This window comes from Bradyrhizobium sp. CCBAU 51627, assembly GCF_028128765.1.
In the GTDB taxonomy this organism is placed as follows: domain Bacteria; phylum Pseudomonadota; class Alphaproteobacteria; order Rhizobiales; family Xanthobacteraceae; genus Bradyrhizobium.
Window position 1 is genome coordinate 191,302 of the sequence record NZ_LBJG01000005.1, and the last position, 25,550, is coordinate 216,851.

At 63.4% G+C, this 25,550-nt stretch carries 24 protein-coding genes; 12 read left to right on the forward strand and 12 right to left on the reverse strand.

All coding sequences use genetic code 11. The features are described from left to right. Position 1: 1 nt before the first annotated feature. The 4 genes from XH88_RS03120 to XH88_RS03135 form a co-directional block, all read right to left on the reverse strand. Complete coding sequence (locus XH88_RS03120; protein ID WP_271613949.1) at positions 2-313, reverse strand: hypothetical protein; 312 nt, start codon at positions 311-313, stop codon at positions 2-4. A 97-nt stretch (positions 314-410) separates the two neighbouring features. Continuing rightward, a complete protein-coding gene (locus tag XH88_RS03125) occupies positions 411-974 on the reverse strand; it encodes an invasion associated locus B family protein (RefSeq protein ID WP_271613950.1) in 564 nt (187 codons plus the stop codon). 64 nt (positions 975-1,038) lie between these two features. After that, the gene (locus XH88_RS03130; RefSeq protein ID WP_271613951.1) at positions 1,039-4,173 is read right to left on the reverse strand and encodes a multidrug efflux RND transporter permease subunit; all 3,135 of its coding nucleotides are present in this window, start codon (positions 4,171-4,173) and stop codon (positions 1,039-1,041) included. Then, on the reverse strand, positions 4,170-5,345 hold the full coding sequence (locus XH88_RS03135; RefSeq protein WP_271613952.1) for an efflux RND transporter periplasmic adaptor subunit: 1,176 nt from the start codon (positions 5,343-5,345) through the stop codon (positions 4,170-4,172). Before XH88_RS03135 ends, XH88_RS03130 begins: the two co-directional genes overlap by 4 nt. A 365-nt stretch (positions 5,346-5,710) precedes the next feature. Between XH88_RS03135 and XH88_RS03140 the strand changes: the two genes are divergently transcribed. From XH88_RS03140 to XH88_RS03165, 6 genes are all read left to right on the forward strand, one after another. After that, positions 5,711-5,950: a hypothetical protein gene (locus XH88_RS03140; RefSeq protein ID WP_188101395.1), complete on the forward strand. Its 240-nt coding sequence runs from the start codon at positions 5,711-5,713 to the stop codon at positions 5,948-5,950. 228 nt (positions 5,951-6,178) lie between these two features. Further along, on the forward strand, positions 6,179-8,731 hold the full coding sequence (locus tag XH88_RS03145; RefSeq protein WP_271613953.1) for a TonB-dependent receptor: 2,553 nt from the start codon (positions 6,179-6,181) through the stop codon (positions 8,729-8,731). 20 nt (positions 8,732-8,751) lie between these two features. Further along, positions 8,752-9,441, forward strand: coding sequence for a Fe2+-dependent dioxygenase (locus XH88_RS03150; protein ID WP_271613954.1), 690 nt, complete (start codon positions 8,752-8,754; stop codon positions 9,439-9,441). Continuing rightward, positions 9,438-10,448 (forward strand): tonB-system energizer ExbB, encoded by a 1,011-nt coding sequence (gene exbB, locus XH88_RS03155; protein ID WP_271613955.1) that lies wholly within the window; start codon positions 9,438-9,440, stop codon positions 10,446-10,448. The genes XH88_RS03150 and exbB overlap by 4 nt, the downstream gene beginning before the upstream one ends. 3 nt (positions 10,449-10,451) lie before the next feature. Continuing rightward, a complete protein-coding gene (gene exbD / locus XH88_RS03160) occupies positions 10,452-10,913 on the forward strand; it encodes a TonB system transport protein ExbD (protein WP_271613956.1) in 462 nt (153 codons plus the stop codon). 10 nt (positions 10,914-10,923) lie between these two features. After that, positions 10,924-11,712 (forward strand): TonB family protein, encoded by a 789-nt coding sequence (locus XH88_RS03165; RefSeq protein ID WP_271613957.1) that lies wholly within the window; start codon positions 10,924-10,926, stop codon positions 11,710-11,712. 12 nt (positions 11,713-11,724) lie between these two features. Here XH88_RS03165 and XH88_RS03170 read toward each other — a convergent pair whose 3' ends face one another. From XH88_RS03170 to XH88_RS03180, 3 genes are all read right to left on the reverse strand, one after another. Beyond that, the gene (locus XH88_RS03170; protein ID WP_271614349.1) at positions 11,725-12,147 is read right to left on the reverse strand and encodes a hypothetical protein; all 423 of its coding nucleotides are present in this window, start codon (positions 12,145-12,147) and stop codon (positions 11,725-11,727) included. Between the two features lie 88 nt (positions 12,148-12,235). Then, positions 12,236-12,916, reverse strand: a complete 681-nt coding sequence (locus tag XH88_RS03175) for a site-2 protease family protein (RefSeq protein ID WP_271613958.1) — start codon at positions 12,914-12,916, stop codon at positions 12,236-12,238. Positions 12,917-12,983: 67 nt separating this feature from the next. Beyond that, complete coding sequence (locus XH88_RS03180; protein WP_271613959.1) at positions 12,984-13,850, reverse strand: LysR family transcriptional regulator; 867 nt, start codon at positions 13,848-13,850, stop codon at positions 12,984-12,986. A 90-nt stretch (positions 13,851-13,940) separates the two neighbouring features. Here XH88_RS03180 and XH88_RS03185 point away from each other — a divergent pair, with 90 nt between their 5' ends. Further along, positions 13,941-14,852: a DMT family transporter gene (locus XH88_RS03185; protein ID WP_271613960.1), complete on the forward strand. Its 912-nt coding sequence runs from the start codon at positions 13,941-13,943 to the stop codon at positions 14,850-14,852. Positions 14,853-14,854: 2 nt separating this feature from the next. Here the strand turns inward: XH88_RS03185 and XH88_RS03190 are convergent, their stop codons facing one another. The 5 genes from XH88_RS03190 to XH88_RS03210 all read right to left on the reverse strand — a co-directional run bounded on the left by XH88_RS03190 (position 14,855) and on the right by XH88_RS03210 (position 19,938). Continuing rightward, positions 14,855-15,247 (reverse strand): GFA family protein, encoded by a 393-nt coding sequence (locus XH88_RS03190; RefSeq protein ID WP_271613961.1) that lies wholly within the window; start codon positions 15,245-15,247, stop codon positions 14,855-14,857. A gap of 7 nt (positions 15,248-15,254) precedes the next feature. Further along, positions 15,255-16,001, reverse strand: a complete 747-nt coding sequence (locus XH88_RS03195; RefSeq protein ID WP_271613962.1) for an SDR family NAD(P)-dependent oxidoreductase — start codon at positions 15,999-16,001, stop codon at positions 15,255-15,257. Positions 16,002-16,017: 16 nt separating this feature from the next. Beyond that, on the reverse strand, positions 16,018-16,749 hold the full coding sequence (locus tag XH88_RS03200; RefSeq protein ID WP_271613963.1) for an SDR family oxidoreductase: 732 nt from the start codon (positions 16,747-16,749) through the stop codon (positions 16,018-16,020). Positions 16,750-16,883: 134 nt separating this feature from the next. Next, positions 16,884-18,713, reverse strand: coding sequence for an IlvD/Edd family dehydratase (locus XH88_RS03205; protein WP_271613964.1), 1,830 nt, complete (start codon positions 18,711-18,713; stop codon positions 16,884-16,886). Positions 18,714-18,840: 127 nt separating this feature from the next. Beyond that, complete coding sequence (locus tag XH88_RS03210) at positions 18,841-19,938, reverse strand: LacI family DNA-binding transcriptional regulator (RefSeq protein WP_271613965.1); 1,098 nt, start codon at positions 19,936-19,938, stop codon at positions 18,841-18,843. 204 nt (positions 19,939-20,142) lie between these two features. Here XH88_RS03210 and XH88_RS03215 point away from each other — a divergent pair, with 204 nt between their 5' ends. The 5 genes from XH88_RS03215 to denD all read left to right on the forward strand — a co-directional run bounded on the left by XH88_RS03215 (position 20,143) and on the right by denD (position 25,529). Beyond that, positions 20,143-21,204 carry an ABC transporter ATP-binding protein gene (locus tag XH88_RS03215; RefSeq protein ID WP_092291459.1) on the forward strand — a complete coding sequence of 354 codons (1,062 nt, stop codon included), beginning with the start codon at positions 20,143-20,145 and terminating at the stop codon, positions 21,202-21,204. A gap of 57 nt (positions 21,205-21,261) precedes the next feature. Further along, positions 21,262-22,575, forward strand: coding sequence for an ABC transporter substrate-binding protein (locus tag XH88_RS03220; RefSeq protein ID WP_271613966.1), 1,314 nt, complete (start codon positions 21,262-21,264; stop codon positions 22,573-22,575). Positions 22,576-22,640: 65 nt separating this feature from the next. Then, on the forward strand, positions 22,641-23,588 hold the full coding sequence (locus XH88_RS03225; protein WP_271613967.1) for a carbohydrate ABC transporter permease: 948 nt from the start codon (positions 22,641-22,643) through the stop codon (positions 23,586-23,588). Positions 23,589-23,590: 2 nt separating this feature from the next. After that, positions 23,591-24,466, forward strand: coding sequence for a carbohydrate ABC transporter permease (locus XH88_RS03230; RefSeq protein WP_271613968.1), 876 nt, complete (start codon positions 23,591-23,593; stop codon positions 24,464-24,466). A 76-nt stretch (positions 24,467-24,542) separates the two neighbouring features. Beyond that, complete coding sequence (gene denD, locus XH88_RS03235; protein ID WP_271613969.1) at positions 24,543-25,529, forward strand: D-erythronate dehydrogenase; 987 nt, start codon at positions 24,543-24,545, stop codon at positions 25,527-25,529. The last annotated feature ends 21 nt before the right edge of the window (positions 25,530-25,550 follow it).

The following is a 25,550-nucleotide window of genomic DNA, read 5'->3' on the forward strand; positions in this document are numbered from 1 at the left end:
TCTATGGCTTGGGTGGAGGCGGCTGCAGCGGTGCGACCGCGGGAGGAGCGGAGCCGTCCGTGATGCGTTCGTGCGTCGTGCGAATGCGTTTCACGTCTGGCATGGGCGACGGCGAGCCGGCAAAGGGCGTCTGCGTAAAGTTGCCGTCCGTCTGCTCGTTGCGGGGCCGCACCCTCGCATCATGGACGGTGGGCTCCGCGGTCGGTGCAGTCGGTGGCTGCAACTGCGTCTGCGCGCTCGCGGCGGCGCCCATCGTCCCAAACATCGTGACCAGGAGGCCGAGCCGATTAAGACCTGACTTCTCGCGCGTCATGTTTCACTGCCGATATCTGGCCCCCGCCAGCAGCAGAATAGATCAGCTCGCGCGGCTCGGAAAGCCATCCCGCTGCGAGGCATTGGCACCTGCGGAGCTACTTGATCTTGTCGTAGGCCGCCGCGAAATCGCCAAGCGGCATCGGGATCGCGATCGTTTCCTTCGCCATGTTCTGGAACGAGACTTTCAACTGCCTGCCTGAGCGCAAGGCAGCAAGCAGGTCCGGCGCGATCGGTGTCGAGGCGTAGCAGCCGCGGTTCTCGCAGGTCTGGATCCGGAGATCGACCGTCTTGCCCTCGTCGACCTGGAGCTTGGCGCCGACCGGCAAGTTGAGGCCGAGCGGCAGCTGCAGCAGCGCGATCGGCGTGCGGGTGTCGGGCGCGATGCGGATGTTGATCAGGATGACGGTCTGACCGGTCTTGGTCAGCACCGCGTTCTGCTCCATCGCGCATTCGAGCGGTGCGTCGCGGCTGACGCTGCTGCAGCGGACGATCCAGCCGGATTGTCCGGGAGCGCCTTCGGCTTGCGGCTGGGTCGGTGCGGGCGCGGGCTGCGCGGCCGGAGGAGCTGCGTTCTTCCTGGCGCCCTGCTGGGCATAGGCCCCGCCCGTCGACATCAGGGCTACGGCGACAAGAGCGACAAGTCTGGATTGCATGGGCATTGCGAGACCGCGTTGGCGTGAACCGAGGATTCCGCTGTAGCGGTGCGGAAGCCGCGGCGCAAGCTTACTCGGCGGCTTCCTTGACGGTGCCGCGCGCTTCGTGCGCCTCGTCCGCGGCCGCCTGGTTCTTGAACAGGTTCGAGAACTTGTCGAGATAGAGATAGACGACCGGGGTCGTGAACAGCGTCAGCGCCTGGCTGACGATCAGGCCGCCAACCATGGCGTAACCGAGCGGCTGGCGGATCTCGGCGCCGGTGCCATGGCCGAGCATCAGCGGCACGCCGCCGAGCAGGGCCGCCATCGTCGTCATCATGATCGGGCGGAAGCGGAGCAGCGCGGCCTGGCGGATCGACTCCTCCGGCGTCTTGTGCTCGTCGCGTTCGGCGGCGATGGCGAAGTCGACCATCATGATGCCGTTCTTCTTCACGATGCCGATCAGCAGGATAATGCCGATCAGCGCGATCAAGCTGAAATCGAAGCCGGCCGCCATCAGGATCGCGAGCGCACCGACGCCGGCCGAGGGCAGGGTCGACAGAATCGTGATCGGATGAATGTAGCTCTCGTAGAGGATGCCCAGGATCAGATAGACGACGACCAGTGCCGCGAGGATCAGGAGCGGTACGGTGCCGAGCGATTGCTGGAACGCCTGCGCGGTGCCCTGGAAGCTCGAATTGAGCGTCGCCGGCGCGCCGAGATCGGCCATCGCCTTCTGCACCGCCTGCGTCGCCTGGCCGAGCGCGACGCCCTGGGCGAGGTTGAAGCTGATCGTGATCGCCGGGAACTGGCCTTGATGGCTGATCGAGAGCGGGCGAACCGGATCCGTGGTCCAGGTCGCAAAGGTCGACAGCGGCACCTGGTCGCCGGTCAGCGGCGATTTCAGATAGAGCTTGTTCAGCGAATCCAGGTTGCCTTGCATCTCCGGCAGGATTTCCAGGATCACCTTATAGGTGTTGAGCTGAGTGAAATACTGCGTCACCTGCCGCTGGCCGAAGGCGTCATAGAGCGTGTCGTCGATCAGCTGCGGCTGGATGCCATAGCGCGAGGCGGTGTCGCGGTTGATCTTGAGCTGGACAGTGGTGCCCTGGGTCTGCTGGTCGGTCGCGACGTCGCGCAGTTCCGGCAAGGTCTGCATCTTGGCGAGAATCTTCGGCGCCCACTCGTTGAGCTCAGAGAGATCGGCATCCTGCAGCGTGAACTCGAACTGCGTGCGGGTCGGCCGGCCGCCGAGCCGGACGTCCTGGGCCGCCTGCATGTAAAGCCGGGCGCCCGGGACCTTCTCGAGCTGGGGACGAAGGCGTCCAATCACCTGCTGCGCCGAAGCGTCGCGCTGGTTGCGGGGCTTCAACGTAATGAACAGGTTGCCGTTGTTGCCGGCCCTTCCGCTGCCGCCGATCGCCATGGCGACGCTCGCGACGGCAGGATCCGCCTGTATGATCTTGGCGAGCGCCTCTTGCCGGTCCTTCATGGCCGCGAAAGAGATGTCCTGCGAAGCTTCCGAGGTCGCGGTGATCAGGCCGTTGTCCTGCTGCGGAAAGAAGCCTTTGGGGATCAAGACGAAGAGGTAGACCGACAGCGCGAGCGTTGCGAAGAAAATGAGGAGCGTCGTGCGCTTCCAGCTCAGGGCGATGTCGAGGACATGCTCATAGCCGCGCAGCATCGCGTCAAAGGCGCGTTCGCTCCACTGATAGAAGCGGCCGTGCTGGACCTCGCCATGGGCGCGCAGGAAGCGCGACGCCATCATCGGGGTGAGCGTCAGCGAGACGATCATTGAGACGAAGATGGTCATCGCCAGCACGACCGCAAACTCGCGGAACAGACGGCCGATGATGCCGCCCATCAGCAGCAGCGGGATCAGCACCGCGACCAGCGAGATACTGATCGAGACGATGGTAAAACCGATTTCCTTCGCGCCTCTGAAGGCCGCGGACATCGGTGCTTCACCTTCCTCGACGTAGCGGGAGATGTTCTCGAGCATGACGATGGCGTCGTCGACCACGAAGCCGACCGCGATCGTCAGCGCCATCAGGGACAGGTTATCCAGAGTGTAGCCGAACACCCACATCAGCGAGCAGGCACCGAGCAGCGCCAGAGGCACCGTGATCGTCGGAATGACCGTCGCCCAGAAGCTGCGCAGGAAGATGAAGATGACCATGACCACCAGGAAGATGGTCAGCAGCAGCGTGAACTGGACGTCCTCGACCGCGGCCCGAATGGTCTGGGTTCGGTCGCTCATCAGCTCGATCTTGATCGCCGGCGGGATCGCCGCCACGAGACGGGGCAGCGTCGCCTTGATCTTGTCCACGGTTTCGATGACGTTCGCGCCGGGCTGCTTGAACACCACCAGGAAGACGCCGCGTTTGCCATTCGCCCACGCCGCCTGTTTGGCGTCCTCGGGACCGGTGACAGCCTGGCCGACGTCGCGGATGCGCAGCGGACCACCGTTGCGATAGGCGATGATGACGTCGTTCCAGTCCTTCGACTGCGTGAGCTGGTCGTTGGCGTAGATCGTATAGGCGCGCTTCGCGCCGTCGATGTTGCCCTTGGGGCTATCGACCGTCGTGATCCCGATCTGGCTCCGCACATCCTCCAGAGACAGGCCCTTGGCGACCAGTTTGGCGGGGTCGATCTGGACCCGGATGGCCGGCTTCTGCTGACCACCGATAATGACCTGTGCGACACCAGAGATCTGGCTGATCTGCTGGGCAAGCTGCGCGTCGACCGCGTCGCTGACGCTGGTCAGCGGCAGCGTGTCTGAGGTGGCGGACAGAAGCAGGATCGGAGAATCAGCCGGATTGACCTTGCGATAGGTCGGCGGCGAGGGCAGGTTCTTGGGCAACTGGCCGCTGGCGGCGTTGATCGCGCCCTGTACGTCGTTGGCCGCGCCGTCGATGCTGCGATTGAGATCGAACTGGATGGTGACCGACGCGGTGCCCAGATAGCTCGTCGAGGTCATCTGGGCGATGCCGGGGATCTGCGCAAATTGCCGCTCCAGCGGCTGCGCCACCGATGAGGCCATGGTCTCGGGGCTGCCGCCCGGCAGATTGGCCGTGACCTGGATGGTCGGGAAGTCCACCTGCGGCAGCGGCGCGACCGGCAGCAGGGGGTAGGCGACGAGGCCGACAAAGAGAACGCCTGCCATCAGCAGCGATGTGCCGATGGGATAACGGATGAAAGGTGCCGAAATCCCGCCTTCGGTCATTCCTGCTGAACCTTGTTCTTCTGAGCCGGATCTGAACTCGCGACAGTCGTCGAAACGAGACTGCCGGGCTGCACCTTGTATTGGCCGCCGGTGATGACTTGCTGACCGGGGTTCAATCCTTCCTCGACAACCGAACGGCCGTCGATGGAATAGCTGACCTTGATCTTGCGCACCTCGGCCTTGCTGTCCTGGCCGACCGTATAGGCGTAGAGGCCGTTGGTCGAATGCTGGACCGCATCGTCGGGGACGATGGTTGCATCCTTCAGTGTCCGGACCAGAAGGCGCGTCGACACCGATTGTCCGGGCCACAGCGTATGCTCTCGGTTGTCGAACACCGCCTTGAGCCTGATCGTCCCGCTGGTCGTATCGACCTGGTTGTTGATGACGGCAAGCTTGCCTTCGGCCAGCGTCTTCTTGCCGTCGGTGGTGAACGCGATCACCTTCAGTTCGCCCGACTTCTGACCCTCGCTGATATAGGGCAGCTGGTCCTCCGGCGCGGTGAAGATCACCGTGATCGGCTCGACCTGCGCGATGCTGACGATGCCCGTTTGGTTCGAGGCATTGACGATGTTGCCGATGTCGACCTGGCGCAGGCCGGCAACGCCGGCAATCGGCGATTTGACCTGCGTGTAGTCGAGCTGGGTCTGGGCGTTGGCGATTGCGGCTTCGTCGGCGGCGATCTGGGCGGTGAGCTGGGCAACGGTGGAGCGCTGCGTGTCCGTCTGCTGCCGTGTCGCGAATTCACCAAGCTTGGTGTAGCGCTGAAGATCGAGATTGGCGTTGGCCAGATTGGCCTCGTCCTGCGCCTTCTTGGCCTTGGCTTGATCGAGGGCGGCCTGGAACGGGCGCGGATCGATCTCGACCAGGAGATCGCCTTGCTTGACCATTTGGCCTTCGGTGAAGGCGATCTTGTCGATCTGGCCATCCACCCGGGTCCGGACTTGCACGGTGTTGAATCCCTGCACGGTGCCGAGGCCGGTCAAATAGACCGGGAAGTCCGCCTTCTGGACCGGCGAGATGCTGACGGGCACGGCCGCAACCCGCGGCGCGCTCTTCTGCGCCGCCTGGGTTCTCGCGGCCTCAGAGGCTTGGAATCGGTGCCAGCCGTAATAGCCGCCACCGGCCACGGCTGCGATGATGACAATCCATAGGATCGGCCGTGACTTTTTCATATGTGAGCGTATCGGCTTGTATGCCCAAAACAACGAATTGTGGGGCTACCAAAGGGTTCCAGCACGGCTTGTATAATACACGCCAAGTTCCAGTGTAAACAGCACTATCCGTTGAGAATCCTAAACAATTGGAAAGCTTTGCACCCCGTAGGCGCGCAGATGATGCGGCGGTGTGCAGTGCTGCATTTCCTGGTCAGGCAATGCGCGCGGGCGGCATGGTCGAGTTGCGCGCAAGCGAGCGGCTCGCTGCCGCGAGGCAGGCGGGTTCGCCTTCGCCAGAACGGTTCTAAACCGCCCAGGCGGCGTTTGCGTTGTCAACAAAATCAGCCTCGTCCATATCGGCGCCGCCACATCAGGAGTGCGGAATGGACGAGTTGAACGGCAAGCTGATCGCGTGCCAAATTCTGATCACGGGACTGATCGCGCGCGTCGCCAACGAGCAGCGCGATCCCTTGCGCTTCCTCACCGACTTTCGCGACGAGATCAAAGCCGTCGTCAATGGCGTGAACATCGCCGGCATGGACAATACCGATCGCGTGCGCGCGACAGCGCAGCGTACCGTCGATGAATTGTTCTCGCTGATGAAGCCGCCGAGCAGCGACTGACGGCTGCCCGAGACGATGTGCGAAAGCAAGCGCTGACGTGTCTGACTGCATCAATGTGACGCGCGAGTTTGGAATCGTTTCAAACGCGAAACTTAGAATCGCTTTGATCTGGACCGATTCAAGATTGCTATTGTCGTGACTGCGTTGACCCTCTTTGCCCCGCTCGATACGACCAATGCGTCGCACTGTCACAATGCGACGCATTGCAGAAACGGAATGGGGCGTAGGATGGGTATGGCGAGGGCTCCGCGGTCGTTGCGTTCGGCCGCGGCACGGCGAGCATTGAGCAGCAATTTCGATGTTGCGGCCGGCAAGACTGTCTCCACGGTCGCAAGCTTGATTGCGGTTGCGTCCGTCTCGAGCGGCGCGCAGGCCCAGCAGACAAACTTGCCCCCCGTGAATGTCGACGCGCCGAAGGAACGGCCGCGCTCCACTGTAGCAAAACCGACGCCCGACCAGGTCCGCGCCCGCAACGCGCTGCGCCGTGCCGCACAGCAACGGCAGCGGGCTGCGCAGGCGCCAGCGAACGGTCCCGCCGCCGACCGAAATCCGTATGCGGATCCCGCCGCGCCCTACAAGGTCGATCACGTCCAGGCCAGTGGCAAATTTCCGGAGAAGCTGGTCGATACGCCAAGATCGGTGACGGTCTTGTCGAAAGAGGTGCTGGAAGACAAGGGCGCCACGTCTTTGAAGCAGGCGATCCTGAGCACCGCCGGCGTAACGCTCGGTTCGGGCGAGGGCGGCAATGCCTTTGGTGACCGTTTTTTCATCCGCGGCTTCGATGTGCGCAACGATATTTTCATTGACGGCGTGCGCGACGCCGGCGTCAGCGTCCGCGAGAACTTCTTCACCGAGCAGGTCGAGATCCTGCGCGGCCCGGCCTCGTCATTTTCCGGACGTGGCACGGCAGGTGGCGCGATCAACATCGTGACCAAGCAGGCCATGATGGAGAAGAACTTCTACAATATGGACAGCACGTTTGGCAGCGACCAGACCAAGCGGGTGACTCTCGACGTCAACCAGGTGATCTCGCCGACGTTGGCCATTCGTGCCGGCGGCCTGTTCCAGGACGCCGACGTTGCGGGGCGAGACCGGGTCAGGGACAACCGCGACGGCGCCTTTGTCGCGACCACCTGGCAGCCAACCGATGCGATCAAGGTCACCAGCAACTACATCCACACCGAGCTGACGGGCATTCCCGATTTCGGCGTGCCGTATTATCGGCCGAGCGCGACGAGCACCGCCGGAGGGCCATTCCCGGATTTCGGCATTAACCGCAACAATTTCTACGGCTTCGTCAATCGCGACTTCTACAGGACCGGGCAGGATATCGGCACGATCAATGCAGAGCTTCAGCTCACGCCTGATCTGCTGCTCACCAACAAGATCCGGGAATCGCACTCGACGCAGAGCTATATCGGTACATTGCCGGAGTCGCCTCTGATCACCAGCAACAATCCGGCATTGTGGACGCTGACGGCCAATCCGCAGAGTCGCTACCAGGCCACGGACGTGTTCGCCAACCAGACCGAAGCGACCTTCAAGTTCGACGACTATGCCGGCTTCAAGCACACATTGCTCGCAGGCATCGAATACGACAACGAGCGTTCCTCGATCGACAGCTACACGGGCCTCGGCTCCGAAATTACCACGGGCCCGTCAAGCTTCACCGGCACAGGATCGCGCTCGGGCGTCAGTATTTTCTCGCCGCAATACACTGATACGCCGTTCGCGATCCCAGGAGGGCTTACGGGCAGACCGACCAAGATCGGGATCGACACCGTCAGCGGCTATGTGGTGGACACCGCCAATTATCGTGATCTCGTCATCCTCAACGGCGGCCTCCGTTACGACGACTACAGCATCAAGACATCGGGCTATACGACGGCCGGGATGTTTGGCCAACAATCCGCAAATTTCCTGATTCCTGATTTCAATCTCGGCCTTACCCTGAAGCCGTTGCCGAATGGCAGCGTCTATGTGGCCTATGCGACCTCCGCCAACCCGGTTGGCTCGGAGTTCGATGGCACCAGCACGGCCTATGGCGGCATCAATCCGACCTTGGCCGGCGGCAACACCCAGATATTCGGGCCCGAAAGGAACAAGGCGATCGAGCTCGGCACCAAGTGGGAGTTGTTCGACCGCCACTTGTTGCTGACGGCCGCCTTGTTCCAGACCACCAAAGAAAACGCGCGCGAGTCGCAGAACATCAGCAACACGACGTTGCCGTCGAATATCCCTGCGGGGTGCAGCTATCCCGCGGGCACGACTGGCAACATCTCCTGCATCACGGCGGGCGCCGCCTACCGCGTCCGCGGTATCGATCTCGGCGTCGGCGGCAAGATTACCGACAGATGGAGCGTGTTCGGTGGCCTCGTGCTGATGGAGTCGGCGGTGACGAAGTCACTGGCGCCGCCGGCCAATCGCGCGCTCTATGGGTCGAATGTCGGCCTCCCGCTCGCCAACATCGCACACCAGTCCTTCAGCCTGCTCTCGAAATACCAGGTCAACGACACGTGGGAGCTGGGCGGGCAGGCGGTGTACCGCTCGAAGATCTACGGCGGCACCTTGCTCGCGGCCAACCAGGGCACGTCGATTCCGAGCTACTGGCGCTTCGATGCGTTCGCAGAAGCGAAGATCAACAAGAACTGGCAGTTGAAGCTGTTCGTCAACAACATCTTCGACAAGCGCTACTACGACGCGCTGTACCAGAGCGCTGCGCCCTTCGTGCTGGAAGCACCGGGCCGCGCCGCCTATCTGGTTCTGTCCGCGCGCTACTGATGGCGAGATGACGAGGTGCCATGCTGACGTGCATAGAAGGCGTTCTGAGCAAGGATGATGTGGCGGAGTTCCGCCGCATCATGGACGCGACAGAATGGGAAGACGGTCGTTCCACCGCGGGCGCGCAGTCGGCAATGGTCAAGCGCAACGAGCAGTTGCCGCCGGACAGCGAGGTCGCACGCAAGCTCGGCATCCGCATCATCTCGGCGCTGACGGCGAACCCGCGATTCTTGTCGGCGGCGATTCCGCTCCAGGTCTTCCCGCCGCTGTTCAACCGCTACGCCGCAAGCGGCGGCCACCATTTCGGCCTGCATGTCGACAATGCGATCCGCGGCGACCGCCTGACCGGCCTGCGGATCCGTACGGATCTGTCGGTCACGCTGTTCCTCAGCGAGCCCGAGGATTACGACGGTGGCGAACTTGTGATCGAGGACACCTACGGCTCGCACGAAGTCAAGTTGCCAGCCGGGGACTGCGTGCTCTATCCCTCGACCTGCCTGCATCTGGTCACGCCTGTGACAAGGGGGGCGCGGGTTGCGTCTTTCTTCTGGCTCCAGAGCATGATACGTGACGATCAAGCCCGCAGCATGATCTTCGACCTCGACACCGCCATTCAGGCGCTGGTGGCACGTCTCGGGCGTGACGATCCCGAAACGGTCAAATTGACGGGTATCTATCACAATCTCATTCGCACCTGGGCCGAAGTATGAAGACCAGATCTTTCCAAGCAAGCCTCGCCGCCCTCGTGCTGCTCACGGCCACCTGGTTCGCGGTTCCCGTTTCGGCCCAGACACAAACCCAGCCGGCGCCGGCTTGGCCTGTTGCGGCACCGGCACCCGTGCCGGGCCAGCCGGCTCCCGCCCTCGCCACCCAGCCGGCTGCGATTGCAGCGCCTGCACCGACGACTGCGGCCACCGCAGCGGCTGCGCCCGTGGCCACGCCGCCGAGCAGGCCCGCGACCGGGGCTGCCGTGGCGCCGGTATCCGAGGCGGGCAGCGCTGCCCCGAAGGCCGGCATCGCGCCAGCCATGAAGGAGCTGTCGCCTTGGGTGATGTTCATGTCGGCGGACGTCATCGTCAAGGCGGTGATGATCGGCCTCGCCTTCGCCTCGCTCGTGACCTGGACGGTCTTCATCGCGAAATCGATCGAGCTGTCGTTAGCTTCTGCCAAGCTTCGGTCGGCGCTGAAGAAGATCGCGGAGGTTCGCTCGCTCGCGGAAGCCCAGATGGCGCTCGGCACCAAGGAGGGCATCCTGCCGTCCTTCCTGACCGCAGCGCTGCGTGAGGCGCGGATGTCGGCGGGCCTCTCCAGCGACAGCGGCATCAAGGAGCGTGCGGCCTCAAGCTTCGCCGAGATCGTGCGGGCCGAGCAGCGCCGCATCCGCATCGGCATGGGCTTTCTCGCGACCATCGGCTCGACCTCGCCTTTCGTCGGCCTGTTCGGTACCGTGTGGGGCATCATGAACAGCTTCATCGGCATCTCGAAGTCGCAGACGACGAACCTTGCCGTCGTCGCCCCAGGCATCGCCGAGGCGCTGCTCGCCACCGCGATTGGTCTCGTCGCCGCCATTCCGGCGGTCATCATCTACAACCACTTCTCGCGCGTGACGAAGGGCTATCTCGAGCTCGTCAGCCGCGCCTCGGGAGCTGCGGCGCGGCTGTTGTCGCGCGATCTCGATCGCAGCCACGGCAGCGCGCATTCGCGCGCGGCGGAGTAAACCATGGCGGTTTCGCTCACGGACGTCGATGACGACGACGATTTCTCTGAAACGCATGACATCAACGTCACGCCGTTCATCGATGTCATCCTGGTGCTGCTGATCATCTTCATGGTCGCAGCCCCGCTGTCGACGGTCGATCTGCCGATTGATTTGCCGACATCGAGCGCGACGCCGCAGAAGAAGCCGGACAAGCCGACCTATGTCAGCATCAAGCCCGACTTGACGCTGGCGATCGGCGAAAACGCGGTCAAGCGGACCGATCTCGTCAGCTCGCTCGACGCCGTCGCCGACATGAGCAAGGATAAGTACGTATTCCTCCGCGCCGACAAGGCGGTGCCTTACGGCGAGTTGATGGGCGTTATGGAAATCCTGCGGACGGGCGGCTATTCTCGGATCAAGTTGGTGGCGCTCGAAGCACCTCCTGCGGCGGCTGGTCCGGCGCAAGGAGCAATTCAACCCTGACGGCAGCGCGATGTCCGACCCTATAATCGACGCGAAACCATCCCGACGGCTCTGGATCCTGGCCGCGATTGCCGCAATCGGCTTGCATCTTGGCGGAGCTGCGCTCGCGCTCGCCAACCTGCGCACCGATGATGGTGATGACGGCCTTGGCGCCAACGGGGCGGAATACGCCGTCGAAATGACCTCGCCCAAGCTGCCGGAAACGGATCTGCCGCCCGGTCCCGACAGCGAGGCCTCGCAGTACCAGCCGCAGCAGATGCAGCAGCAGGCCGAGGTGAAAGAGACCGACCTGCCGAAGGAAACACCCCGGGAAGCCGAAGACCCCGATCGCCTCGTCACCGAGAACGACTCCAAGAAGCCGGTCGAGGACACCACGAAGGTCGCCAAGGTCGAAACCCAGGCGGTGGAGGAAACGCCGAATGCGCAGGAATCGGCGCGTCAGGCGTTGGACGAGAACGCGCGGGAGGACGAGAAGGCGGCGGCTCCTCACCAGGGCATCGGCAAGGACATTCGCAAGTTGACGGCCGAATGGGGCAAGCGGATCAGCGCCTATTTCGAGCTGCACAAGCGCTATCCCAAGGACAAGAGCAAGACGACGACGGTCAAGCTCAGCCTGGTCCTGAATCGCCGCGGCAATGTCGTTTCCGTCGACGTGGCTCAGTCCTCGGGCGATCCTGCCTTCGACAATGAGGCGATCTCGATGGTGCGCCGCTCGGATCCCGTGCCGGCCCCTCCGGCCGAGCTCAAAGACGATCAGTTCGCGTTCAGCCTGCCGGTGAATTTCAAGAAGCCAAAATAACCGGCCGGGTCGTCAACCCCAGTAGAATTTGATTCCGACGTAGACCACGACCAGACAGGCGAAGATCAGGGCCACCGGCAGGGGACGTTTCTGCGGTCCGCCAAACATCGTCGCCCCGAACATGGCGGTCTTCTTTGGCTTGGGTGCCGGGCGGCGGAACGCGGTAACATTGTCCGTCTTCGGTTCGGCCGGCCGGCTGCGGACGTCGGGTGGGTTCCCGGCACCGCCCATCTCCAGATAGTAGGACTTGTAAACCTCGGCGATGGTGGCCTCGGAGGCCTCCCCCTCGCTCATCCGCTCCAACAGCTTCTTGTAGCCATCGAGGAAGCCTTGCGCGTCCGGAGGCAGCGCCGACAACCCATTCAGCTTGGCCATCATCTTCCAGGTGGCGAAATCGGCGCGGGCACGGGTGTCGGCGCGTCGCGCGATCAGCATATCGGCAGCTTTGACCAAGTTGGCCTCTAGCCCTTCGGCATTGTCTTCAAGTGCAGGATCCTAAAGTGCAGGATGTCGGGACGTTCAACTACGCATTGCCGGTCACCAAGAGAACAGCTTGAATCACATAACCGGTCAACGTCCGTAGTATTGCTGAAATAACATCAAGATTTAGACCGAACTGGGAACCCGCCAGCGGCAGCAGGATCAACAGAGAAATCAGGATCAGCATGCCGAACGGCTCGAGCCGCGATAGCGGCAGGGCGAGCGACCGTGGCAACAGCCCGACCGCGACCCGCCCGCCGTCGAGCGGCGGGATTGGCATCATGTTGAAGACGGCCAGCACGGCATTGATCAGCAGCGCATTCTTGAGATTGTCAAAGATCCATTGCGCCGAACCGGCGGGCGCCCACGGCAAAGCGTGGAGGGCGAGGCCCGCGACGAGCGCCAGCAGGATGTTCGTGATCGGACCGGCCAGGGCGACCCAGACCATGTCGAGCTTCGGGTGGTTGAGATTGCGAAAATTCACCGGCACCGGCTTGGCATAACCGAACAGGAACGGCGAGTGCGCAAACAGCAGCATCGCCGGCAGGATCAGGGTGCCGAACGGGTCGATATGGCGGAGCGGGTTGAAGCTGACGCGGCCAAGCTGCCAGGCGGTGTTGTCGCCGAGCCGGTGCGCGACGAAGCCATGAGCGGCTTCGTGAAAGGTGATGGCGAGCACCAGCGGCAGCACCCACACCGAGAGGTCATAAAAGGAAATGTTCACGTCGCATCCCGCCCGGTTTGCCTATCGCCTTGCAGACGACCAACCGGCGGTGCAGCAACGCTTCAGCTCAACATAGGGTGCTTGGTTCCGAAATGCCACGCTGCAAATGATCGGCGAACAGCGCCGCGGGACGTGACAGGCCGCGCGCGCGGTGCAGGCGGATGTCAGCCATGGGCAGCGGCGGCAGACCGTCGCATGATCCGAGCTGGCGCAGGCGGGGCGGCAGGGTTCCTGCCTTGACCACGGTGACAGCGAGGCCCTGTGCCGCGATCGATCCCACTCCCGCCAGCGTCCGGCCGACAAAGGCCAGCCGCCACGACCGGCCGGCGCGATCCAGCGCGTCAGCGGCCCATTGCCGAAACAGGCAGCCGGGCGGATAGAGCGCGACGGGCAGGGGATCGTCGTTAGCCGCGCCGTAAGATACAGCCGCTGCCCAGACGGCCTGCTCCTGCCGCAACAGTTCGCCGTCGCCGCGTCCCTGCGGATGCATGGCGATCACGAGGTCATAGGCCTCGCCGAGCCGAGCCGGCATGGTCGCGGTCAGCCCGGTCTCGATCTCGACCCGAACCGCCGGATGATCTTTGGCGAAGCTCGCGAGCAAGGGCGGAACGATGAGGGTGCCGTAATCGTCCATAACGCCGAGGCGGACGACGGCCTCCGGCTTGCGTCCGCGCAACGCGCCGACGGCTTCGGCATGGAGAGCAAGGATACGCTGCGCATAGGCGCACAGTTCGTCACCCGCCGCGGTCGGCACGACGCCGGTTCGATTGCGCTGAAACAGTGTTGTGCCAAGCCGCTGTTCGAGGCGTCGGACCTGCACGCTCACCGCCGACTGGGTCCGGTTGAGCTGATCGGCCGCGCGCGTGAACGAACGATGCTCGGCGACGGCGAGAAAAGCCTTGAGCAGATCGGGATCGAGGTCGGGCGCGGTCATGACCGAACGTTATCCCAGCATGACGGAAATTCCATTCCCAGTTTCCGCACGGCCCGTATGCTGTCCGTCACGCATTCGAGGGGAGGGATCGTGGGTGAGATTCTTGGTGTTCTGGCCGCGGTGCTGTCGAGCGCGCTGGGCGGCAGTTCGATCGGCGCGACGCGCTATCTCGTGACGAGCATCGATCCACTCGCGATCGGCTCGTTCCGGTTCGGCGTCGGTTTCCTGCTGCTGCTGCCGCTCACATGGCTGCGAGGGGACCGCTGGCCGGTGCGCGGCGACTGGGCGGCCGTGATCGGGCTCGGCATCCTGTTCTTCGCGCTGTTTCCGATCCTGTTCAACGCATCGCTGATCTTCACGACGGCCGCGCGCGGCGCGCTTGCGCTGTCGACGCTGCCGCTGCTGACGCTGGTGATTGGCGCTGCGCTCGGCAGCGAAGCGCTGACCTGGCGCAAATCGATCGGTGTCGTGGTGGCGACATCAGGCGTTGCCGTGGCGCTGCTCACCGACCTCAGCTCAGCGCCGTCTGGTGCCTGGCGCGGCGATCTCCTGATGATGGCGGCTGCGCTGTGCATGGCGCTGTACGGCATCTGGTCGAAGCCGCTGATCCGGCGCTCAAGTCCCATCGCCTTCACGACGATGAGCATGGCGGCGGGCGCTGCCTGCCTCATCCTGCTCTCGTGCTTCCGCGGCAGCTTTGCGCCCGTCGCAGGCTTCGGCGCGCCGCAATGGCTGGCCGCGCTCTATCTCGGCGCCTTCGGGGCGGCGCTGACCTTTTATCTCTGGGCCTTCGCACTGGAGCGAACGACGCCGACGCGCGTGGCGATCTCGGTGACGGTCAATCCGATCACGGCATCGCTGGTCGGCGCGTGGTTATTGCACGAGCCGCTGCGCTGGAATCTAGGGGTGGGCATCGTCGCGGTGTTTGCAGGCATTTGGCTGGCCACGACGACTGGACTGCATGTTCGGGCTACCAGGATCCCGGCTTCGAGCCGGCCATGACCTCACGCCGGGATCGTTGTCTCGTATTGCGTCAGGCCGTCGTCGAGCTTCACCCAGGCGAGCTTTTCCGAGACCCAGATGTGCTCGGTCGGCGCGAAGGAGTTGCGGTCATCGAAGGTCGCGAGCGCCACGCCCGCGAGCGTGCCGTTGCGCCGCCAGGCGAACAGCCGCGTGCCGCAGGTCTTGCAGAACACGCGGTCGATGTTGTCGGACGACGCGTAGCGCCCGGTGTCGCCCGCGACGGTCAGCGCCTTCTGATCGAACTGGGCGCGGGCGAAGTAGGGCGAGCCCATTGCCTTCTGGCAGATGCGGCAATGACAGATGCGCACATTCAGCGGCTCGCCCTCCGCCTTGAACCGCACCGCGCCGCACAGGCATCCACCTTCCCGGATCATGTCTGTCTCAATAGGTTGCGCGTCCGCCGGAGATGTCGAAAACGGCGCCTGTCGAGAACGCGCAGTCTTCGGATGCAAGCCAGGCTACCATCGCGGCCAGCTCTTCCACCAGCACGAACCGCGCCTTGGGGATTTTCGACAGCATGAAGTCGATGTGCTGTTGCGTCATCTGGTCGAAGATCGCGGTTTTCGCCGCTGCCGGAGTCACCGCATTCACGAGAATGTCGTGGGCAGCGAGCTCCTTGCCGAGCGACTTCGTCAGCGCGATCAGGCCGGCCTTGGAGGCGGAATAGTGCGCGGCGTTCGGATTGCCTTCCTTGCCGGCGATCGAGGCGATGTTGACGATGCGCCCGTATTTCTGTTGGAGCATCACCGGCACGATCGCCTTGCAGACGATGAAGGGGCCGTCGAGGTTGATGCGCAGCACCTTGCGCCATTCCCCGAGATCGGTTTCCCAGACCGGCTTGTTGACGCCGGCAATGCCGGCATTGTTGACGAGGATGTCGATCTTGCCGAACGCGGCCAGGGTCGCATCGCGCGCCTCTTCGACGCCGGCGCTGTCGGTGACGTCGACCTTGAAGACTTTGGTGTTGTCGCCGATCTCCTTTGCGGTCTTCTCGGCCAGCGCGGCATCGAAATCCCAGATCGCCACCTTGGCGCCGGAGGCGACGAAGCGCTCGGCAATGGCACGGCCAAAGCCCTGCGCGCCGCCGGTGACGACAGCGACGCGGCCGTTGAGATCGATCTGGTTCATGCTGGGGCCTTTGGCGTCAGAGCATGTAGCCGCCATCGACGACAAGGTCGACGCCGGTGGTGAAGGCGCTCTCGTCGCTGCCGAGATAGACCGCCATGGCCGCGATCTCATCCGCGGTGCCGAGCCGGCCCATCTTCTGGCGGGAGATGAACATCTCCTTGCCTTGCGGTCCCTGCGCGGCGGCGCGGTCGAGCATCGAGGGGGTCTCGACGGTGCCGGGGCAGATCGAGTTGCAGCGGATGCCCTTGGTGATGAAGTCGAGCGCTACGGCGCGGCTCAGCAGCGACACCGCCGCCTTGGAAGAGCTGTAGACGTAGCGGTTGGCCGGCGGCCGCAGTGCCGCGCAGGACGAGATGTTGACGATGCTGCCGCCGCCGCCCGCGATCATGTCGGGCAGGAAGGCCTTGATGGTCCGGTGCATCGACTTGACGTTGAGGTCGAACGAGAAATCGAAATCCTCTTCCGAGCACTCCAGGATGGTGCCGTGATGCACGAAGCCGGCCGCGTTGAGCAGGATGTCGATCCTGCCGACGCGCTTGGCAAAGGCGTTGACGTCGGCGGTGTTGCGGACGTCGAGCTTTGCGACTTCGGCAATGCCTTCCTTGGTCAGGCCCGCGATGCCGGCCTCGTTGATGTCGGTGGCGATGACGGTCGCGCCTTCGCGCGCGAATGCGATGGCGCATGCGCGCCCGATGCCCGCCGCTGCCGCCGTGATGACGGCGCGCTTGCCCTTGAGGCGGTCTGCCATGTTGTTCTTCTCCTCACCTGAAACTGTATATCGGACGCCTCATTGCGAGGAGCGAAGCGCCGGAGCAATCCGGGACTCTCTCCGCGGAGATATCTCTGGATTGCTTCGCTTCGCTCGCAATGACGCTGTGACGGCTAGTGATTGTCCCGCGGCACGCCGAACGCGGAAGCGACGTTCTGGTAGCGCGTGGCGAGCTCTATGCATCCGCCGGTCGATTGCTGGCCGACGGTGTTGCGATAGATCTCCTGCCAGGGCGTCTGGTTCGGCGGATGCTTGAAGCCGCCGGCGGCCTTGAGCGCGGCGTGGCGCTTCTTGAGTTCCTCGTCCGAGATGAGGATGTTGGCGCTGCCCTGGTTGAGGTCGATGCGCACCCTGTCGCCGGTCTTCAGGATCGCGAGCCCGCCGTTGGCGGCAGCTTCCGGCGAGGCGTTCAGGATCGACGGCGAGCCCGAAGTGCCGGACTGACGGCCGTCGCCGATGCAGGGCAGGGACAGGATACCGCGCTTGATCAGGGCGGCGGGCGGCTGCATGTTCACGACCTCGGCGCCGCCGGGGTAGCCGATCGGCCCGGTGCCGCGGATGAACAGCACGCAATGCTCGTCGATCTCGAGCGAGGCATCGTCGATCCGCGCGTGATAGTCCTCCGGACCCTCGAACACGATGGCGCGGCCCTCGAAGGCGTTCAGGTCCTTCGGATTGCTCAAATAGCGGTCGCGGAATTCCTTCGAGATCACGCTGGTCTTCATGATCGCGGAATCGAACAGATTGCCCCTCAGCACCAGGAAGCCGGCATCCTTCACCAGCGGCTTGTCGTAAGCCCAGATCACGTCGTTGTCGGGCGTGGGTGCATTCTTGCAATTCTCGCCGATGCCCTTGCCGTTCACGGTGACTGCGTCCTCATGGATGCGCTTGTGTTTCATCAACTCGCGTACCACGGCCGGCACGCCGCCGGCGCGGTGGAATTCCTCGCCGAGATAGAAGCCTGCCGGCTGCATGTTGACCAGAAGCGGCACGTCGTGGCCGAATTTTTGCCAATCGTCGATGGACAGCTCCACGCCGATATGGCGGGCGAGAGCATTGATGTGAATCGGCGCGTTGGTCGAGCCGCCGATCGCCGAGTTGATCACGATGCAGTTCTCGAACGCCTTGCGGGTCAGGATGTCCGACGGCTTGAGGTCCTCCCAGACCATCTCGACGATGCGTTTTCCCGTCTCATAGGAGATCTGGCCGCGTTCGCGGTAGGGCGCGGGGATGGCCGCGCAGCCCGGCAGCGAAAAGCCGAGGGCTTCGGCGAGCCCGTTCATGGTCGAGGCCGTGCCCATGGTGTTGCAATGGCCGACCGAGGGCGCCGAAGACGCCACGATCTCCATGAATTCTTCATAGTCGATCTCGCCGGCGGCGAGCCGCTCGCGCGACTTCCACACGATGGTGCCGGAGCCCGTGCGCTCGCCGTTGTGCCAGCCGTTGAGCATCGGGCCGCCCGACAGCACGATCGCGGGCAGATTGACGGTCGCGGCCGCCATCATGCAGGCCGGCGTGGTCTTGTCGCAGCCGGTGGTCAGCACCACGCCGTCGAGCGGATAGCCGTAGAGCACCTCGACGAGGCCGAGATAAGCCAGGTTGCGGTCCAGTGCCGCGGTCGGGCGCTTGCCGGTCTCCTGAATGGGGTGGGTGGGGAATTCCATCGCAATGCCGCCGGCCTCGCGGATGCCCTCGCGGACGCGGTGGGCCAGTTCGAGGTGATGGCGGTTGCAGGGGGAGAGGTCGTTGCCGGTCTGGGCGATGCCGATGATCGGTTTGCCGGACTGTAGTTCGGCGCGGGTGAGGCCGAAATTCAGATAGCGCTCCATATAGAGCGCGGTCATGCCCGGATTATGCGGGTTGTTGAACCAGTCCTGCGAGCGAAGGTGGCGGCGGGGGCCGTTGCCGGCGGGCGCATGCCCGTTGGTTGGTGTTTTTGTCATTGGTTTCTCCTTCAATGCAAACGCACGGGCCGACGTCGGGAATGTCGATCGGTGCGCTGCCCGGCAGCGCGAGCAGGTAACAACAGCCCGCCTGCTGGCGAACGTTTCCTCACAATTGCGATACTACTCATGGGTCGTTGGTAACGCTATCATTTTGTGCGACCGACGACCATTGGTCCGTGCGCGGGCCGGCTGCGGGCCGGGGTGTTTGTGAGCTCTGTCGCTCGATCACGGTGAAGCCGAGATCGAGCACGGGCTGTTCCGGGCGCCTCCCTTCGATCGCCTCGATCAGCATCGTCGCAGCCGTGCTGCCCATCTCGTAGCGGTTGGTCCGTACGCTCGTCAGTGTCGGCACTGAGGAAGCCATGAATTCGAGGTCGTTAAAGCCGACGATCGCGATCTGCTCGGGGACGGCGATTTCCCGGCGCCGGCACTCGAAGAGAACGCCGAGCGCGAGGTCGTCATTGGCGCAGAACACTGCGTCGATGTCGCTCTCGCGCGCGATCAGATCGGCGAACAGCGCGCCGCCGAGCGTCACCGAGGTCGGGGTCGCCGTGGTGACGATCAATCTTGGGTCGTAAAGGCCCGCCTCCTTCATGGCCGCGACATAGCCGTCGAGCCGGCGCTGCACCCGCGGGTCCATGCGTGCGCCGACGAAGCCGATCCTGCGACGCCCTTGGTCGAACAGATGCGCAATCGCCGCGCGGGCCGCATCATAATGGGAAAAGCCGATCATCATATCGACCGGCTTGGGCCCAATCTCCATGATCTGGACGATCGGGCAGTCGGCCGCCTCCAGCATCGCGCGCGATTCCGCGGTCTGGTCGATCCCCGTGACGATCAGTCCAGCGGGCTTCTGCGCCAGAAACAGGCGGAGCAGCTTCTCTTCCTGGAGAATACTGTAGCGGGTGTTGGACAGCTGGATCGAGTAGCGGCTGCCTTCGGAGGCGTCATAAATGCCCCGCAGCACGTCGGAGAACACGTTGTTGGTCAGTGACGGAATCAAGACACCAATGACCTCGGTGCGCTGCGAGGCGAGCGCGCGTGCCGCAAGGTTGGGCACATAGCCGAGCTCCCGGGCCGCGCTTTCGACCCGCGTCCGCTTGGCAACCGACAGTGCCTCGGGATTGCGGAAGAAGCGGGACGCCGTAATCGGGCTGACGCCGGCGAGCTCGGCAACTTCTGCCAGCCGAATCTTGCCAGACTTGGTGCGCTTTCGTCCCATTTGTTGCTATTAACACAGTCACCCGCGCAAACAAAGGAACGTTGACAGCGCTACCAGCAAAGACTAACCAAAGACCAAATTGCCAAACCCGCACAAACTGCCGACAATGTTGCCCGTTAAGGGGGCTTCGGGTCGGCGAAGTTCAGAAAAACAAGACGGTGGCGGCGCGACAGTTGCGCCGTCTAAGTCGGAGGAGGGAGCTAGATGTCGTCTGTGCAAATCCGCGACGTGCGGAAATCGTTCGGCAATTTTGAAGTCCTGCACGGCGTGTCGATCCCGATCGAGGACGGCCAGTTCGTCGTCCTGGTTGGTCCCTCCGGCTGCGGCAAGTCGACGCTTCTGCGCATGCTCGCGGGCCTCGAGAACATCACATCAGGCACGATCTCGATCGGCGACCGCGTCGTCAACAATGTCCAGCCGAAGGAGCGGGACATTGCGATGGTGTTCCAGAACTACGCGCTCTACCCGCACATGACGGTCGCCGAGAACATGGGCTTCTCGCTGAAGCTGCGGAATGCCGGCTCCGACGAAATCAACAAGCGCGTCAAGCGCGCCGCCGAGATCCTCGCGCTGTCGCCGCTGCTCGATCGCTATCCGCGTCAGCTCTCCGGCGGCCAGCGCCAGCGCGTCGCCATGGGCCGCGCCATCGTGCGCGATCCCCAGGTGTTCCTGTTCGATGAGCCCTTGTCGAACCTCGATGCCAAGCTGCGCGTTGCCATGCGCACCGAGATCAAGGAACTGCATCAGCGGCTCAAGACCACGACTGTCTACGTCACCCACGACCAGATCGAGGCCATGACCATGGCCGACAAGATCGTCGTGATGCATGACGGCATTGTCGAGCAGATGGGCACGCCGCTCGAGCTGTACGACAAGCCGGAGAATCAGTTCGTCGCCGGCTTCATCGGCTCGCCTGCGATGAACTTCCTCAAAGGCCATGTGCGGGTGAATGGCGTTGCGACCTTCGAGGGGCCGAACGGCGTCAAGCTGCCGCTCAAGTCCGCGCCGGCCGGCTCCGACGGCCGTCCGGCGGTTTACGGCGTGCGGCCCGAGCATTTCACCATCGCCGATGACGGCGCCGAGGCCGAGATCGTCGTGGTCGAGCCGACCGGCTCGGAGACGCAGGTGTTCGCCAAGGTGGGCGGTGAGCAGGTCGTCGCGGTGTTCCGCGAGCGTCACCAGTTCAATCCGGGCGACAAGGTGCGGCTGAAGCCCGACCCGTCGGTCGTTCATCTGTTCGACGAGGCGACGGGTAAGCGCATGTAGCGGCGCTTCGGGACTCAAAGACTGCCAAACACAAATATAAAATTCAGGGAGAGAATGATGAGCGATTTCGACAGGCGCAGTGTGCTTAAAGCCGGCTTGGGCGGCGCGGCTTTGCTCGCCGGCCCGGGGATTGTCCCCGTCCGGGCGGCGACTTGGACCAACACGCCGGAGCCCAACGCCTCCATCCGCGTGCTGCGCTGGAAGCAGTTCATCCAGGCCGAGTTCGACAAGTTCGCCGAGCAGACAAAGAAGTTCTCCGAGAAGACCGGCGTCAAGGTGAAGCTCGAGGCCGAGAGCTGGGAAGACATCCGTCCGAAGGCGGCGGTCGCGGCCAATGTCGGCGCCGGCCCCGATCTCATCATCGGCACGCTCGATGACCCCCACAAATTCCCGGAGAAGCTGATCGACGTCACCGACATCGCCCAATATCTCGGGGCCCAATATGGCGGCTGGTATCCGGTCGCCGAAAAGTACGGCAAGAAGGGCAATGGCTGGATCGCGATTCCGCAAGGCGCGACCGGCGGCTGCATGAACTATCGCACTAGCCACATGAAGGCCGCGGGATTCGAGCAATTCCCGAAGGACACCGCCGGCTTCCTCAAGCTCTGCCAGGCGTTGAAGAAGAACAACACCCCGGCCGGCTTCGCGCTCGGTCATGCCACCGGCGATGCCAACGGCTGGTGTCAATGGGCGCTGTGGGCGTTCGGCGGCAAGGTCGTCAACGAGAAGAACGAGGTGGTGCTCGATTCCCCCGAGACGGTCGCGGCCCTCGAATACGTCAAGCAGCTCTATGCGACGTTCATTCCGGGCGTGCTGTCATGGAACGATTCGAATAACAACAAGGCCTTCCTCAACGGCGAAATCAGTCTCACCCTGAACGGCATCTCGATCTGGACGGTAGGTAAGAACTCTCCTGATCCCAAGCAGCAGGAGATCGCCAAGGACATGGACCATGCGCCCATGCCGATCGGCCCCGTGGGCAAGCCGACCGAGCAGCAGAACGTCCTGGTCTACTACGGCTACAAGCACTCGAAGTATCCGAAGGCGGTCAAGGAATACATCAAGTTCATGATGGACAAGGAGAACTACGACGCCTGGGAGGTCGCCTCCAACGGCTACGTCTCGCCGCCGCTCCCGGCCTACAACGACAACCCGGTCTGGACCTCCGATCCCAAGATCACGCCGTACCGCGACTGCCTCAAGCGCTGCCTGGACAATGGTTATGCCGGCGATCTCGGCTACGCCTCGGCAGCGGTCATGGGCGACTTCGTCGTGGTCGACATGTTCGCCGAAGCCGCCTCCGGCTCGGCCACGCCGCAGGAAGCTGCCAAGCGCGCCGCCGAGCGCGCCAAGCGCTACTACCAGGTCTGATCCGCTAGCGCGGCGGCGTCCAGTTCGCTGGGCGCCGCCGTCGTCGTTCTGTGAGGGAGTCCGACATGGCCGTTATTGCCGAGCCCGTCGCGGCGCAGGTCAAGCGCAGCAGCCTGTGGAGCAGGGCGTTCGAAAGCCGAAATTTTCTCGGCGCCATGTTCATGGTGCCGGCGATCGCCATCCTGATCCTGTTTCTGGCTTACCCGCTGGCGCTCGGCTTCTGGCTCGGCATGACGGATACCAAGATCGGCGGCGTCGGCCGCTTCATCGGCTTCCAGAACTTCGTCTCGCTGTCCAAGGACTCGGTGTTCTGGCTGTCGGTGTTCAACACCCTTTTCTACACGGTGTTCGCCAGCATCGTGAAGTTTGCGATCGGACTCTACCTGGCCCTGCTGCTCAACGAGCGGCTGCCGTTCAAGTCGATGATGCGCGCCATCGTGCTGTTGCCTTTCGTGGTGCCGACCGTGCTGTCGGCGATCGCCTTCTGGTGGATCTATGACAGCCAGTTCTCGATCATCTCCTGGGTGCTGATCAAAGCGGGCCTCTTGACTAACTACATCGATTTCCTCGGCGATCCCTGGAATGCGCGCTGGTCGGTCGTTATCGCCAATATCTGGCGCGGCGTGCCCTTTGTCGCCATTACGCTGCTCGCGGGATTGCAGACCATCTCGCCGTCGCTTTACGAGGCCGCAAATCTCGACGGTGCCACCAACATGCAGCGCTTCCGCCACATCACGCTGCCGATGTTGTCGCCGATCATCGCGGTAGTGATGACGTTCTCGGTGCTGATGACGTTCACCGACTTCCAGCTGATCTACACCATCACGCGCGGCGGGCCGATCAACGCGACGCACCTTATGGCGACGCTGTCTTTCCAGCGTGCCATCACCGGCGGCAATCTCGGCGAGGGCGCGGCGATCTCGAATGCGATGATCCCGTTCCTGGTTGCTGCGATCCTGCTCAGCTTCTTCGGGCTTCAGCGCTCGCGCTGGCAGCAGGGCGGGAGGGACTGACCATGACCACCGTAGAAGACCAAAGCGTCGGAATGGACTATCTGGAAAGCTTCCCGCGGAAGTTTCTCCGGGTCTATCTCCCACTCGGCCTGATCATCTTCTTCCTGCTGTTTCCGTTCTACTGGATGGCGGTGACGACGTTCAAACCCGACGCGGAGATGTACGACTACGAGAAATACAATCCGTTCCTGATCGCGCATCCGACGCTGGAGCACATCAAGAAGCTGTTCTTTGAAACAGACTATCCCCTGTGGATGTGGAACACCGTCATCGTCTCGGTGTCCTCGACCTTCATCTCGCTGTTCGCCAGTGTCTGCGCGGCCTACGCGATCGAGCGTCTGCGCTACAAGGGCTCGCGCTATGTCGGCCTTGCGATCTTCCTCGGCTATCTCGTGCCACCCTCGATCCTGTTCATTCCTCTGGCGGCGATCGTGTTCCAGCTCGGCCTGTTCGACGGCAACCTGGCGCTGATCCTGACCTATCCGACCTTCCTGATCCCGTTCTGCACCTGGCTGCTGATGGGTTATTTCCGCACCATTCCCTATGAACTGGAGGAATGCGCGCTGATCGACGGGGCGACGCGGCTCCAGATCCTGGTCAAGATCACGTTGCCGCTGTCGCTCCCGGGAGTGATCTCGGCTGGCATCTTCGCCTTTACCCTGTCCTGGAACGAATTCATCTACGCGCTGACCTTCATCTCCTCGTCGGAGAACAAGACGATTCCGGTCGGCGCCATCACCGAACTCGTCAACGGCGACGTCTATCATTGGGGCGCGCTGATGGCGGCGGCCCTGACCGGCTCGGTCCCCGTAGTTATCCTTTATTCCTTCTTCGTAGAGTACTATGTGTCGGCGATGACCGGCGCCGTGAAGGAGTGACCAGCGGGGCCTGCCTGAGAACGCGCCAACACGTTTCAAGAGCGGCGCGTTCCGGCCAACAAGAAGGAGTAGGCTCTTGCACATTTTGGTTCTGGGCGCGGCCGGCATGGTCGGCCGCAAATTGTGTGAACGGCTGTTGCGCGACGGCCGGCTCGGCAAGAGCGAGATCACCAAGCTGACCATGCATGACGTGGTCGAGCCCAAGAAGCCGGAGAAGGCCGGTTTCGCCGTCGAGACGGTCGCGGGCGATTTCGCCGTGCCGGGCGCGGCCGAAAAGCTGATTGCCGGTCGCCCCGACGTGATCTTCCATCTCGCAGCGATCGTCTCGGGCGAAGCCGAGCTCGATTTCGACAAGGGCTACCGCATCAATCTCGACGGCACGCGGATGCTGCTCGATGCCATCAGGCTCGTCGGCGGCGGCTACAAGCCGCGCGTGGTGTTCACGTCCTCGATCGCGGTGTTCGGGGCGCCGTTCCCGGACGCGATCGGCGACGAGTTCTTCCACACCCCGCTTTTGAGCTACGGCACCCAGAAGGCGATCGGCGAGCTGCTGCTCGCGGACTATTCGCGCCGCGGCTTCCTTGACGGCATCGGCATCCGCCTGCCGACGATCTGTATCCGTCCTGGACTGCCCAACAAGGCAGCATCGGGCTTCTTTTCCAACATCCTGCGCGAGCCCCTCGCCGGCAAGGAGGCGGTCCTGCCGGTTTCCGAGGACGTCCGCCACTGGCACGCAACGCCGCGCTCGGCCGTCGGCTTTCTGCTGCACGCCGGCACCATGGACCTTGCCACGGTCGGCCCGCGCCGTAACCTGACGATGCCGGGCCTCTCGGCGACGGTCGGCGAGCAGATCGCCGCCCTGAAGCGCGTTGCGGGCGAGAAGGTCGCGGCCCGCATCAAGCGCGAGCCCGATCCCTTCATCGTCGGAATCGTCGGCGGCTGGCCGCGCAATTTCGAGGCGAAGCGGGCGCGCGAGCTCGGCTTCACCACCGAAGAGAAATCCTTCGACGATATCATCCGCATTCACATCGAAGACGAACTCGGCGGCAATTTCGTCGCCTGAGTTGTCAGATGAACAGCGTGG

Bases quoted from the DNA above. Each gene is read 5' to 3' on its own strand.
- XH88_RS03120 (WP_271613949.1), bottom strand. From the start codon at position 313: ATGACGCGCGAGAAGTCAGGTCTTAATCGGCTCGGCCTCCTGGTCACG.
- XH88_RS03125 (WP_271613950.1), bottom strand. From the start codon at position 974: ATGCCCATGCAATCCAGACTTGTCGCTCTTGTCGCCGTAGCCCTGATG.
- XH88_RS03130 (WP_271613951.1), bottom strand. From the start codon at position 4,173: ATGACCGAAGGCGGGATTTCGGCACCTTTCATCCGTTATCCCATCGGC.
- XH88_RS03135 (WP_271613952.1), bottom strand. From the start codon at position 5,345: ATGAAAAAGTCACGGCCGATCCTATGGATTGTCATCATCGCAGCCGTG.
- XH88_RS03140 (WP_188101395.1), top strand. From the start codon at position 5,711: ATGGACGAGTTGAACGGCAAGCTGATCGCGTGCCAAATTCTGATCACG.
- XH88_RS03145 (WP_271613953.1), top strand. From the start codon at position 6,179: ATGGGTATGGCGAGGGCTCCGCGGTCGTTGCGTTCGGCCGCGGCACGG.
- XH88_RS03150 (WP_271613954.1), top strand. From the start codon at position 8,752: ATGCTGACGTGCATAGAAGGCGTTCTGAGCAAGGATGATGTGGCGGAG.
- exbB (WP_271613955.1), top strand. From the start codon at position 9,438: ATGAAGACCAGATCTTTCCAAGCAAGCCTCGCCGCCCTCGTGCTGCTC.
- exbD (WP_271613956.1), top strand. From the start codon at position 10,452: ATGGCGGTTTCGCTCACGGACGTCGATGACGACGACGATTTCTCTGAA.
- XH88_RS03165 (WP_271613957.1), top strand. From the start codon at position 10,924: ATGTCCGACCCTATAATCGACGCGAAACCATCCCGACGGCTCTGGATC.
- XH88_RS03170 (WP_271614349.1), bottom strand. From the start codon at position 12,147: ATGCTGATCGCGCGACGCGCCGACACCCGTGCCCGCGCCGATTTCGCC.
- XH88_RS03180 (WP_271613959.1), bottom strand. From the start codon at position 13,850: ATGACCGCGCCCGACCTCGATCCCGATCTGCTCAAGGCTTTTCTCGCC.
- XH88_RS03190 (WP_271613961.1), bottom strand. From the start codon at position 15,247: ATGATCCGGGAAGGTGGATGCCTGTGCGGCGCGGTGCGGTTCAAGGCG.
- XH88_RS03195 (WP_271613962.1), bottom strand. From the start codon at position 16,001: ATGAACCAGATCGATCTCAACGGCCGCGTCGCTGTCGTCACCGGCGGC.
- XH88_RS03200 (WP_271613963.1), bottom strand. From the start codon at position 16,749: ATGGCAGACCGCCTCAAGGGCAAGCGCGCCGTCATCACGGCGGCAGCG.
- XH88_RS03205 (WP_271613964.1), bottom strand. From the start codon at position 18,713: ATGACAAAAACACCAACCAACGGGCATGCGCCCGCCGGCAACGGCCCC.
- XH88_RS03210 (WP_271613965.1), bottom strand. From the start codon at position 19,938: ATGGGACGAAAGCGCACCAAGTCTGGCAAGATTCGGCTGGCAGAAGTT.
- XH88_RS03215 (WP_092291459.1), top strand. From the start codon at position 20,143: ATGTCGTCTGTGCAAATCCGCGACGTGCGGAAATCGTTCGGCAATTTT.
- XH88_RS03220 (WP_271613966.1), top strand. From the start codon at position 21,262: ATGAGCGATTTCGACAGGCGCAGTGTGCTTAAAGCCGGCTTGGGCGGC.
- XH88_RS03225 (WP_271613967.1), top strand. From the start codon at position 22,641: ATGGCCGTTATTGCCGAGCCCGTCGCGGCGCAGGTCAAGCGCAGCAGC.
- XH88_RS03230 (WP_271613968.1), top strand. From the start codon at position 23,591: ATGACCACCGTAGAAGACCAAAGCGTCGGAATGGACTATCTGGAAAGC.